The sequence below is a fragment of the Streptomyces sp. NPDC002276 genome, assembly GCF_053891435.1.
In genome coordinates this window covers 49,155-61,196 of sequence record NZ_JBSFCQ010000026.1, presented here as the reverse complement: position 1 = coordinate 61,196, position 12,042 = coordinate 49,155, and the positions used below count along the sequence as shown (strand labels likewise).

Sequence of the window (12,042 nt, the reverse complement as noted above, 5' to 3'; positions counted from 1 at the left end):
CCAAGTCGATACGGAATCAGTGCTTCTGACGTACCGTCACCACGGTCACGTGCCGGACCACGGGCGTGGGGCGGGGGCTTCGCGGCGGTCCGGCACGCGCTGAACATCCCTCTCGGGCGGTACGACTCCTGGCGGCGGCCGAGATACCCAAGTCGGCCGCCCTTGGCAGGACGCCCGCGACCACGCCCGCGACCACGCCCGGCCCGGCCCCTGACAGATCACGGACGGCATGCACGCGATCCGGTCCGGGCCCTTCGCCGAGCGCCGGGACCTCTAGGTCCGGGAGCGACTGCGCGGTCGGCACTGACGGCCGTACTGATCCTGCGCGCACTGGTCGCGGCCGTGCCGCGGACTTTCGACGGCTCCAGGACCGGGACCGGACCGGGCTGTTGTCCGAGGTGGCGGCCGCCGGGGCAGCCTGGTCAGGGTCCTGTGGCGGTCCGGCGGATGTTCAGGGGCGGAGTACGCCGGGCCGCCACAGGACCCTGACCTCGACACCGGCCCGGCGGGCGTGGCGGACGACGTCGCCCGTGCCGCCCCGGCCGCGTGACGGGCGGCCGTCCCACACCGCGACCAGCAGGTCGCAGTGGTCCACGATCCATTGGCCCGCCGCGTCGTACGCCTCCTCGGGGGTCGGTTCGGCGGGCAGGTCGATCCGTCCGGTACAGCGGGCGAGGAGACGGTGGTAGGCGGTGCGGGCCGTGTCGTCGGTGAAGTGGGTTTCGTGGTCGGTGCCGGGGAGCACCGCGGTGACCGTGGCGCCGCTGTCCAGGGCGAGGCTCGCGCAGAGCTGGTCGGCGCCGGCGGCGAGGCTGCTGAGCATGTCGACGTCGCCGACGCGCAGGAGGTCCAGCATCCCCGCCCGCACCGATGGCAGGACGGTGGCGGGGAGGAAGAGGTGCCCGGTGACACCGATCCTGTTCACGAGTACGCCCTTTTCGCGGGTGGGTGGGGGCCGGGGACCTCCGGTGGGACGGCCCGTCGATCACTCTATTCCGGCTGTCGCACACCTGAACGAAAGCGCGCCCTGCTCAGAGCGGTGACCGCCACGTCATGGTCGTCCCGGAGTCGCCGTCCTGCCTGGCGTCGTCGTACACCCTCATCCGTACCGCGTCCCGCCCGTCCGGCAGCGGCGCCGTCACGTCGACCGTGATCTCCAGGCGGGAGACGCCGGGGCGGCGGGACGCGGCGCTGAGGGCGCGGCGCAAGGCGCTGAGGAGTCGGGCGGTCACCTGGTCGGGGACGAGCGTGTCCACCGGGCCCCGGAAATGGGCCGAGGGCTGGAAGCCGAGAGTGGCCGCCGCGGTCGCCGTCTCCCGAAGTACCTTGCCGCGCAGGCCGGTTGGCGCCTCCGCCGGTGGCTGTTGCAGGGCGAAGATCGCCGTGCGGACCTCCTGGACCGTCGACTGGAGTTCGTCGACGGCGCGTCCGATGGCCGCGTGGGCCGGGTCGGCCGGTCCGCCCCTGCGCTGGGCGGACTCCAGCAACATGCCGGTGGCGAACAGGCGTTGGACGACCAGGTCGTGCAAGTCGCGGGCGATACGGTCCCGGTCCTCGTAGACGGCGAGGCGTTCCCGGCCGTGCCGGGCGTCGGCCAGGACGAGTGCGAGCGCGGCCTGGGACGCGAACTGCGTTGCCAGCGACCGCTCCACGGCCGTGTAGGGGCGGTCGCCCGGACGGCGGGGGAGGGCGAGCGTGCCGATGAGACGGCCCTCGGTCTGGAGCGGCAGCATCATGCTGGGGCCGAACCGGTGCCGTACATGCGTCGTCATGCGCGGGTCGGTCGCCGAGTCGTCGATGAACACCGGTTCGCCGCCCAGGAGTTGGACCAGGACGGGGCTGCCGGGCGCGATGGTCGCGCCGACGATGTCGCCCGGGTCCTCGAAGGTGGAGGCGGTGACGATCTCCATGCCGCCCGCCTCGGTGGGCTGAAGGATCACCCCCGCGTCGGCGTCGGCGAGGGCCCGGGCGCTTTCGGCGACGGTCAGCAGCGCGTCGGCCGCCCGCTCCCCGGTGAGCAGCGCGGTGGTGACGGCCGCCGCGCCCTCGATCCAGCGCTCGCGCTGCCGGGCGGTCTCGTAGAGGCGGGCGTTGCCGATCGCGATGCCGGCCTGCGCGGCGAGGACGTGCAGCAGCTGTTCGTCCTCGGTGGTGAAGGGCTCGGCGGTGACGGAATGGGCGCCGGCGGGAGAGGCGCGCCGTTTCCCGGCGAGGTGGAGATAGCCGAAGACCTCGTCGTGGACGTGGATCGGCACGCTGAGCACCCCCGCGGGCGGCGGCTCGGCCCCGCCCGTACGGATCTCGGTGAGCCCGTCCTGCCCGGGGTCCGCGGTCCCGAGCGCCGCGTACCGCGCGCCGGTCAGCTCGGCCGCGCCGTCCACGATGTGCTGAAGGGTGGTGCGCAGTTCGAGCTCGGAACCGACGCTCAGGACGGCTTCGAGGAGCCGGGAGAGGTCTGGGACACCGGCCCGCGGGCCGACCGGTTCCGCGCTCAGGCGCTCGCCAGCGGGGCCAGGACCAGCGGCTCGATCTTGCCCTCCAGCATGTAACCCAGGCCCTGTACGGCACACACGTCCGGCCGCTCCGCGATGTGCACCGGCATCCCGGTCGCCGCGCGCAGCATCTGGTCGAAGCCGGGGAGCAGCGCGCTGCCGCCGACCATCATGATCCCGCGGTCCGCGAGGTCGGCCACCAGGTCGGGCGGGCAGTTGCGCAGCACCCGGCCGATCCCGTCGAGCACGGCAGTCAGCGGGGTTTCGATCGCGTCCCGTACGGCCGCGGTGTCGACCCGTACGGAACGCGCGAGGCCGCTCGCCACGTCCCGCCCGTGGATCTCGGTGGTGGTCGGGCCGTGTGGGGTCAGACCGTTGCCGGACAGGGCCAGCTGGAGCGGCCGTACGGACTGGCTCGGGAGCATCAACTCGTGCTCGTGGCGCAGGTGTTGGACGATCGCGTGGTCGACGGCCTCGCCGCCCACCGGGATGCGTTCGGCGGTGACGATCGAGCCGAGGGAGAGCACGGCGACCTGGGTCGCGGCGGCCCCGCACACCATGATCATGGTGGCCTCGGGCCGCTCCACCGGGAGCCCGCAGCCCACCGCGGCGGCGATCAGCGTGTCGACCAGCTCCACCCGGCGCGCCCCCAGCCCGACCAGCGTCTCGATCGCGGCGCGCTGCGCCAGCGGATCGGCGTCGTGCGGGGTGCAGGCGGCGGCCCGCAGCCGGGGCTTGCGGCGCAGCGCGCGGCGCACCTTGTCGCCGATCAGGTGCCGGAGCATGCGCTGCGCCATCTCGATGTCGACGACCGTGCCGCCGGAGACCGGCCGGACGACCCGGATGTAGTCGGGCGTACGGCCCGTCATCTTCTCCGCGAACTCTCCTACGGCGATCAGCGCGCCGGTCCGCGTGTTCACGGCGGCGGCGGACGGCTGGTCGACGACGAGCCCGGCGCCCTTGACGTAGACACGGGTGCGGGCGGCTCCCAGGTCGACGGCGAAATGGCAGCGTCGCAACTGCTCCAGACTGACGGTCATGGAAGGTTCTCCCGAGAGCGGACCGGGGCGTCGCCGGGCGGCGGGCCTCTTTCGCATCGTGCGGGGGCGGGGCAGTCGGCGCGCCTTGTGGTGGGCCGGGCGGGGTGCGGCTGAATGGGTTATTTGTCTGTTATGTCCTAAGTAAGTAACGCGTAAAGAGTGCGGAGAGTGTTCTCATGACGGCCCGTCGCTCACACGGGCCGGATCCTGATCACCCCCAGCTCCGCCAAGTCCTCCGGACGGACCCGGAGTTGGTCCGCCGTCCGCTCCGTCTCCGCCGGCGCCCGCTTCAGGATCGCGGTGGCCAGCTCCGGGGCGATCACCGAGAAGTAACTGTCCGGCGTGGCCCAGGTGTTGCCCGGCGCGGCCAGCGCCAGCGCACCCCCGGAACCGCCCTCACCGATCAGCAGCGTCGTGACCGGGACCCGGACGGACGCCACCGCGCCGAACAGGTCCGCGATGGCCGCCCCCGCGCCCTGCCGCTCCGCCTCGGCGTCGTTCGCCGCGCCCGGGGTGTCCACCAGCGTCAGCACCGGCACCCCTAGCCGGTCCGCCAGCCGGATCAGCCGCGCGGCGGTCCGATACCCGGCAGGCCGCGTCGCCGTTCCGGCTTGCGCGGCGAACGCGATCGTCCGCCCCGCCCGCTCCCCGAACCCGCACAGCATGCCCGCGTCGACACCACCGCACCGGTCCCCGCCGATCGCCAGCCGGTGGGTGAAGTAGTCGTCCAAGTAGCGCTCCGCACGCGGCCGTTGGGGCGAACGGGCCCGCCGCACGGCCTCCCACCCGGTATCCGGGAGGCCGGTCACCCCCAGAGGCACCGGCACCGGCGCCTGCCCGGCCCACGGCGTGGTCAGCAGCCGCAGCCACCTCCCCAAGGTCTCCCGCAGCTCCGCCGGTGCCACGACCGCGTCGGCCGCGCCCGCCGCCACCTGGGCCTCGGCCGTGTACGCCGTGGGGTCCGCGTCCGGTGGGCGGACCCGCGAGCCCGCGAAACCGACCTGGGCGCCGGGCAGCGCCAGGACCACATCGGCGCCCGCGCCCAGCGTGGCCCAGCCGCCGCCCGTGGTCGGGTCCCGCACCACCGCGACCTGCGCGAGCCCGGCCTCCCTGGTGAGCACCGACTGCCGTGCCACGCGCTGGAGTTGGGTGAGGGCGATCATGCCCTCCTGCATCCGGCTGCCCCCGGTGGCCACCAACGGCACGACCGGCAACCGGTGTTCACGGGCATACGTGTACGCCGACTCCAGCCGGTCCCCGGTGCGCTCGCCCAGCGAACCGCCCAGGAAGCCGAACTCGAAGGCGATCAGCACCGCCCGCGTACCCCCGACCGTCGCCGTACCGCACACCACCGACTCCGACTCACCGGTCCGGTCGGCGGCACGGGCCAGCGAGGCGTCGTAACCCTCCCAGGCGAGGGGACCGTCGGGCCTCGACTCCCGTACGGGGTACGGAAGTTCGCCGAAATCGTCTGCGACGAGGGCCAGGGTCTCGCGGGCGGACAGCCGCTCAGTCATGGGTCAGGGCGCGCTTGAGGATCTTCCCCATGTCGTTGCGGGGGAGCGCGGCGAGGTGGTGGACGACACGCGGGCGCTTGTGCGGGGCCAGACGGCTCGCCACATGGTCGGCCAACTCGGCGAGTTCCGGCGGGGATTGGGGGTCCACCGGCACGATCCAGGCCACGATCCGCTCGCCCAGGTCGGGGTCCGGTTCCCCGGTGACGGCGGCCTCGCGCACCCCGGGGTGTTCGAGCAGCGCGTTCTCGATCTCACCCGCGCCGATCTTGTAACCCCCGCTCTTGATCAGGTCGGTGGCCTTGCGGCCGACGATCCGGACATAGCCGTCGGGGTCGCGCACGGCCATGTCCCCGGTACGGAACCAGCCGTCGGCGGTGAACGCGGCGGCCGTGGCATCCGGCCGGTTGAGGTACTCCGTGAACAGGTTCGGCCCGCGCACCTGGATCTCGCCCACGCTCTCGCCGTCGTAGACCGGAAGAGGCGTGCCGTCCTCCTCGACCAGCCGCAACTCCACGCCCGGCAACGGGACCCCCACCGTCCCGGCGCGCGGCTCGCCGTCCGCCCGGACACTCGTGTTCATGAGGGTCTCCGTCATGCCGTAGCGCTCGATCACCCGGCGCCCGGTCGCCGACGCGATCCGCTCGTGGTCGTGGACCGGCAGCGCGGCCGAACCGGAGACCAACAGCCGTGCCCGGGCGAGGGACTTGGCGAGTCCGGGGTCGTCGGGCAGGGTCTCCGCGATGCGGTGGTACATCGTCGGGACGCCGAACAGCATGGTCGCGCCGTCGTTCAGCTCCCGCGCCACGCCCTCCGTGCTGAACCTGCCCAGGTGGCGCACCGAGCCGCCGCGCCGCAGCGGGCCCAGGACGCCCAGCACAAGACCGTGCACATGGAACAGCGGCAACGCCTGCACGAGGACGTCCTCGCCGGTCCACTGCCAGGCGTCGGCGAGCGCGTCCAGCGTCGTGGCGATCGCCCGGCGCGGGAGCACGGCACCCTTGGGCGGGCCGGTGGTACCGGAGGTGTAGACGACGAGGGCGGGATCCTCGTCGGTCACCTGGACATCGGCGACCGTCCCCACCGCGTGCACGTCGACGTCGACGCGCTCCAAGTCCCGTAGCGCAGAAGGAAGTTCGTCGCCAGGCGCGGCCAGTACCAGAGCGGGCGCGCTGTCGGCCAGGATGTGGCCCAGCTCCTTGTCGCCCGACTTCGGGTTGAGCGGCACCGCGGCCACCCCGGCCCGCAGCGCCGCCACCACGGCGACCGCCGTCTCCAGCGAGTTGGTGGCCCACACGGCGACCCGGTCGTTGCCCGTGCACCGGACCGCGAGGGCGTCCGCCGCCGCGCCGAGCTCCGCGTACGTCAGGGACCGGTCACCGAACCGGAGAGCGGGGTGCCCGCCCGGGTTCGTCAGAGCCGGAAAGAGGGTGGACACGCGGCGCGCTCCTTGGTCGTCGGGGGCATGGGTCCCCGGACGTCGGGGACACCCCCGTTCCTACACCACGTCCGCCACCACACAACTGATGTTGTCCGGACCCCCGGCCGCGTTCGCCGCGTCGACCAGGGACCGTACCGTCCCCTCCGGGTCCCGGCCCGCCGTGAGGAGTTCGCGGATCCGGTGCTCGGGGACGACTCCGGTCAGGCCGTCCGAGCACAGCAGATAGCGGTCGCCGCGGCGGGTGTCGTGGAGTTTCAGGTCGGGGGCACCGGTCGCCAACGCCTTGAGCAGCAAGGTGCGTTGGGGGTGGGACCCGGCCTCCTCGACGGTCAGCCGGCCCTCGTCGATCAGCGACTGGACCACCGAGTGGTCGTGGGTGATCCGGAACAGCCCGCCCCCGCGCAGCAGATAGGCGCGCGAGTCCCCGATGTGCACGAGCGCCAGCTGCGAACCCGTCCACAGCAGCGCGGTCAGGGTCGTGCCGTTCTCGTCGGGATCGGCCACGTCACGGACCGCGTCGGTGGCACCCCGTACCGCCTCCTCCAGCAGGTTGAGCACATTGCCCGCCGACACCTCCTCGGTGTCGAGGAAACGCAGCGCCTCCACGGCCGCGCTGCTCGCGGGCCCGCCCGCCGGACCGAACCCGTCGGCGACCGCGAGCAGCCGCGCGCCCGCGTAGGCGGTGTCCTGGTTGGTGGGGCGGACCTGCCCGCGGTCCGAGTGGGCGGAGTAACGAAGTTCGAGCATGGTGGTGTCCTTTCCGGGTACGGCGGCTACGGCCGTCACGGCCGCGAGATGGTCGACGAGGAACCCGGCGAGATCCCGGCGCTCCGCCGTCTCCGCCTCGACCCGGGCCCAGAAGGCACGGATCTCGCGGGCGGCGGCGGCCGGTTCGAGGGCGCACACCTCACGGATCGAGGCCAGCGGCATCCCCAGCCGCCGCAGCCACGCGACCAGCCGCGCCCGCTCCAGCTGCTCGACCGCGTAGTACCGGTATCCGGTGTCGGGGTCCACCCGCGCGGGCCGCAGCAGCTCCAGCTCGTCGTACAGCCGCAGTGCTTTGGGCGACAGCCTGCACGCCCGCGCGAAGGCCCCGATCGTCAGCATGTCCATCCGAGCCCCTGTCTCTTCGGGTTCCGCCACCGATGCTGGGGCTTCACCGAGGGTGAAGGTCAATCCGGTTGCCCAGGTCGCGTGGGCCGTGGTTACCCTGCAAAAACGATCTACCGCCGTACGAAGCTGGAGGCTCCCGTGCCCCGAATCGCGCTCGCCACCTACGATCCCGGACCGCACCCCAGCAAGGACCGTGACCTCCCCGTACTGGTCGAGGCGCTGCGGGCGGCCGGGGCCGAGGCCGTGGCCGTCCCCTGGGACGACGAGAAGACCGACTGGGGCGGCTACGACCTCGTCCTCATCCGCTCGACCTGGGACTACAGCTGGCGGGCGGCCGAGTTCGTGGCCTGGGCGGAGCGGGTCGGCAAGGCGACGCGGCTCGCCAATCCGGCGCAGGTCGTGCGCTGGAACACCGACAAGCGCTACCTCGGCGTCCTCGCGGCGGCCGGCGTACCCGTCGTACCGACCCGCTATGTCGCCGCAGGCGACCCCGTCGACCTCCCCGACGACCACGAGTACGTCGTCAAGCCGACCTCCGGCGCGGGCGCCCGCTTCGCCGCCCGCTACACACCGGACGAGCACGGGACGGCCGTACGACAGCTGGAGCGCATGCACGCGGAGGGGTTCACCGCGATGGTGCAGCCGTACCTCACGAACGTGGACGTCAGCGGGGAGCGGGCGCTGCTGTTCTTCGGCGGGCGATACGTCCACGCCTCCCGCAAGGGCGCCGTACTGTCGCGGGGCACGGCCTACGACGACGACAAGGTGTCCCACCCGGACCTGGAACCGTGGACCGCCACCGAGGCTGAACTCGCCGTCGCGGAACAGGCGTTGGCCGCCGTACCGGACGCACCCGAGCTGCTGTACGCGCGCGTGGACCTGGTGGACGGGCCGGACGGACAGCCGTGTGTGATGGAACTGGAACTGGTCGAGCCGAACCTCTTTCTGGATCTGCATCCGGGGTCGGTGGGGGTGGTGGTGGGGGCGGTGCTCGCGGCTGCCGCCGGCCGGACCGAGGGCTGAGGCTACGGGCGTGGTTTCTACGAGGGGGGATCGGCGGGGGGATCCGGGGCGTCTTCCGTGAGCATGTTCCACCAGCTGGCGAACCAGGCTTGTGTTTCAGTCAGTTCGGCGGGCGGCTGGGTGTACAGGGGCGGGTCGACGAGATCGTCCGGGGTGACTAGAAGGGACGTGAGGCCGCGGTCGTTGTTCAGGTTGTATAGGACAGTGAGCGGGTGGGAGGGCAGCGGGTGCACTTCGAGGCGCATGTCGGGGACCAAGGAGCGGATCGGCTCAAGCTGCGTGCGTAGTTCCTGCGCCCGGATGCGGGCCGTGGTGTCCAGGTTGTCCGAGGGCGCGACGGTGAGCAGGACCCGGATGCGGAGCGACGAGGGGCGCGATGCCCCTCGTCGGGTGTCTTCAAGGCGGGGTGCGAGCGCGCTCAGGAGCTGGCTGAGGGCGGGGGCGACCACGTCGATGGTGACGACGGGGGACGTGAATGTCTCGACGAGTTCCTGGGCCAGGTCGGCCTCGATCGGCTCTTGGGCCGGGGCGGGCTCCGGGCCGATTCCCGGGTTCCGCAGGGGAACTGACGTCACGCGAGTGCCGGAGCCCTGGCGGCTCTCGATGTACCCCTCGGCCAGCAGCTCCCTCAAGGCGCGTTGCACGGTGTCCCGGGATACGCCGAAGTCTGCGGCCAGTTGACGCTGGGGAGGCAGTGTGTCGCCGACGCGCAGACTGCCGGAGACGAGCTGTTCCAGCAGCGCGTTGACGACCCGTTGCTGTGCCGTGCCGCCGGACGTCACCGCCGTCGTAAGCGTGTAGGCGAAGGCTTCGGATTCGGGCGGGATCGGCTGTGCGGCCGGTTCGTCCTCGATGAGCCGGAGCGCGAGGAAGTCCCCGCCACTGCCCGGCGACTGCCGCAGGAACGCGGAGATCTCCTGCCTGACGATCTCCTGCACGGCGGTCACGTCCTGCCGCAACTGGGCGCCGAGCAGCGCTTCCCGTACCCCGGGACGGAAATGGAACAGGGCCCTGGCCGGATCGGTCCCGGCCGTGACCTCCCACGGTTCGAACAGCCCCCCCAGTGCCACCTCGGCGAGATGCCCGTGGTCTCCGCCGGGCAGCATCACCCGCCGCACCAGATGCATCACCGGCAGCGTGAGCGGCACCGCGGACAGATACCCGGCCAGCTGCCTGGCGTGCGGGGACGCGCCGTGCTGGAACCGCTGGACGGCCTGGAACGCGCGGGGTGCCTCGCCCCGCCCCGGTGCGGCGGGCCGCGGCGCGTCGTCGAGCAGCAGGCACGGCAGATGCCGGCGCCGGCCGTCCCCGGAGACCAGCCGGGCCAGTTCGCCCAGCGCGTGCGGCGAGAGGTCCAGGACGGGCAGGGCGATATGACGGTCCGTCCGGTGCCGGCGGGCGCGGTCGCTCGCGGCGGACACCGACCAACTGACGTTCGGTGCCGCCGGTTTGGGGGTGCGGATCCAGTGCGGTGCGGTCTCGATGGTGCTCTGGGCCCAGAGGCGTTCGGGCAGGATGTCCAGGAGCGCGACGACGCTGTGCGCCGCCCATGTGCGCAGGGCCTGACGCAGGCCACGGGTGTCCCACGCGGCCGACACCGCGTCGCTGAACAGCAGTACCAGGCCGTTCTCCCGGGGCCGGGCGAGCACCGAGGCGGGCAGGCGCCGTCCGTACGGGGTGCGGGACAGGGTGACGGCTTCGGTGTCCGTGTGCAGATGCCACACCTGGGTGGTGCGGAAGAGCCCGGTCTGCACGAGAGCGCGGTGCCACTGCGCGACGAGGTCGTGCCACAGCAGCATCGAGCTGTGGGTGTCGACGACCACGGTCAGATCGAGCCAGCGCTCCTTCGCCGGTCGGAGTACGGGCAGCGGCGTCCGGTGTCCGATGCTGGCCAGGACGGTCGCTTCCTCGTCCAACTCGGGGCGGTTGCCCGGGAGTCGGCGTCGGCCCAGTGGGCGCAGCGCGCGCATCAGGGAGAGCGGGTCGTCCAGCGGTGCCGCCCGGCGTACGCGGACGTAGGCGCCGCCGCGCCGGGCGGCGGGCCGCAGGGACGGGCGCTGCCGCGGGGCGGCTGAGGGGTCCGTGTGCGGGGGCGCGGGGAAGAGGGGGATGCCCGGGGGCGGGGGAGCGGCGGGCGCGGCCGGGGCGGGTGCGGCCGGGGACGGCGGTGGAGTGGCCGCCGTCGTGCCCGCCGTCGTGGGGGCCGGTGGCCGGGCGGGGGCCTGCCGGGGTGCGGGCGGTGTCGGCGGACCGCTCATGCATCGGGCGAGCCAGAGGATGTCGGCCAGTTCCTCGGGCCCTGTGTCGACTCCCGCCGCCGCGATGGCCGCCTGTACCTGGTCCAGCACGGTCGGCTCACGCACTCGGGCTGTCGGTGAGCTGCTCCAGGGCGACGGAGAGCAGCCGCTCGTTGTCGGCGGGGTCGGGCCAGGCGCCGCTCAGCCGCAGCTGGATGGCGTTCAGGAGTTGGTCGGTCGCGAGGTCACCGCTCGCGCGGCGGCCGAGGAAGGCGTCGATCAGGCCGCTCGCGGGATCCGTACCGGGGTCGACGGCCAGCCGCTTGCGCACGATCTCCTCCAGGCGGTCGCGTTCCGGCGGCTCGATGTTCAGCCGGATGCAGCGGCGCAGAAACGGAGGGGGGAACTCCCGCTCGCCGTTGCTGGTCAGGACCACCACCGGGAAGGCGCTGCACTGCGCCCGCCCGCTCTCCATCCGCGCCGAGGGCTCCGGCCCGTCCGCGGTGCCGACCGGCGGAGCCGCGTCCTGGGCGGCGATCCGGGCCAACTCCGGGATCTCGAACGACCCATCCTCGAAAACGGTCAGCAGATCGCCGGGAAGATCGATGTCGCACTTGTCGATCTCGTCGACCAACAGGACACGAGGGCGTGACTGGGGGAGCAGGGCGGTGCCGAGCGGCCCCAGGCGCAGATACGCGGAAATGGGCAGCGGCTCCGCGCTGTCGCGGCCCGTGGCCTCCGGCGGCGACCGGTGCAGCGAGGAGTCGTGCAACCGGCCGATGGCGTCGTACGTGTAGAGGCCGTCCTGGAGACCGCTGCGGCTGGTGATCGGCCAGCGGAGAACCGGGCCGAGCCTCAGATCCGCCGCGATGCCGTACGCCAGGGTCGACTTGCCGACCCCCGGCTTGCCGGTGATCAGGAGCGGACGGCGCAGATACAGCGCTGTGTTGACCACGTCGATCTCATGGTCTTCGGGCACGAACCCGGTACCGCGCTCCAGGGTCTCCTCCCAGGCGGCACCCTCGGTCGGCGGCCGGTACCGCGAGCCGACACCCCGGAACCGCCGCCACGGGGGCGCGCTGCGTTCGAGCCGGTCGAGCCGCTCCGCCGCGGTGCCCGGCCCCTGGTAGATCCACCAGTCCTGCACGGTGCCCTTGTTCCTTCCCAAGACCTTTGCGGGCC

At 72.9% G+C, this 12,042-nt stretch carries 9 protein-coding genes; 1 reads left to right on the top strand and 8 read right to left on the bottom strand.

The window, feature by feature from the left end; all coding sequences use genetic code 11:
• Window positions 1-451 precede the first annotated feature (451 nt).
• From ACWIHT_RS41970 to ACWIHT_RS41945, 6 genes are all read right to left on the bottom strand, one after another.
• Entirely contained in the window at window positions 452-925 is a 474-nt protein-coding gene (locus tag ACWIHT_RS41970; protein ID WP_456173879.1) for a hypothetical protein, read from the bottom strand.
• A 106-nt stretch (window positions 926-1,031) separates the two neighbouring features.
• Window positions 1,032-2,495 (bottom strand): GAF domain-containing protein, encoded by a 1,464-nt coding sequence (locus ACWIHT_RS41965; protein ID WP_456173920.1) that lies wholly within the window; start codon window positions 2,493-2,495, stop codon window positions 1,032-1,034.
• Window positions 2,492-3,532 carry a rod shape-determining protein gene (locus ACWIHT_RS41960; protein ID WP_456173878.1) on the bottom strand — a complete coding sequence of 347 codons (1,041 nt, stop codon included), beginning with the start codon at window positions 3,530-3,532 and terminating at the stop codon, window positions 2,492-2,494. Before ACWIHT_RS41960 ends, ACWIHT_RS41965 begins: the two co-directional genes overlap by 4 nt.
• A 191-nt stretch (window positions 3,533-3,723) precedes the next feature.
• Window positions 3,724-5,049, bottom strand: a complete 1,326-nt coding sequence (locus ACWIHT_RS41955; protein ID WP_456173877.1) for a carboxyl transferase domain-containing protein — start codon at window positions 5,047-5,049, stop codon at window positions 3,724-3,726.
• Entirely contained in the window at window positions 5,042-6,484 is a 1,443-nt protein-coding gene (locus tag ACWIHT_RS41950) for an acyl-CoA synthetase (RefSeq protein ID WP_456173875.1), read from the bottom strand. The genes ACWIHT_RS41955 and ACWIHT_RS41950 overlap by 8 nt, the downstream gene beginning before the upstream one ends.
• 60 nt (window positions 6,485-6,544) lie before the next feature.
• A complete protein-coding gene (locus tag ACWIHT_RS41945) occupies window positions 6,545-7,600 on the bottom strand; it encodes a MerR family transcriptional regulator (protein ID WP_456173874.1) in 1,056 nt (351 codons plus the stop codon).
• A 138-nt stretch (window positions 7,601-7,738) separates the two neighbouring features.
• Between ACWIHT_RS41945 and ACWIHT_RS41940 the strand changes: the two genes are divergently transcribed.
• Window positions 7,739-8,623, top strand: a complete 885-nt coding sequence (locus tag ACWIHT_RS41940) for an ATP-grasp domain-containing protein (RefSeq protein WP_456173873.1) — start codon at window positions 7,739-7,741, stop codon at window positions 8,621-8,623.
• A gap of 17 nt (window positions 8,624-8,640) precedes the next feature.
• On the opposite strand, the gene ACWIHT_RS41935 is transcribed toward ACWIHT_RS41940, so the two are convergent.
• Both ACWIHT_RS41935 and ACWIHT_RS41930 read right to left on the bottom strand, forming a co-directional pair.
• The gene (locus ACWIHT_RS41935; RefSeq protein WP_456173872.1) at window positions 8,641-10,986 is read right to left on the bottom strand and encodes an SAV_2336 N-terminal domain-related protein; all 2,346 of its coding nucleotides are present in this window, start codon (window positions 10,984-10,986) and stop codon (window positions 8,641-8,643) included.
• The gene (locus tag ACWIHT_RS41930) at window positions 10,979-12,007 is read right to left on the bottom strand and encodes an AAA family ATPase (RefSeq protein ID WP_456173871.1); all 1,029 of its coding nucleotides are present in this window, start codon (window positions 12,005-12,007) and stop codon (window positions 10,979-10,981) included. Before ACWIHT_RS41930 ends, ACWIHT_RS41935 begins: the two co-directional genes overlap by 8 nt.
• Between the last annotated feature and the right edge of the window lie 35 nt (window positions 12,008-12,042).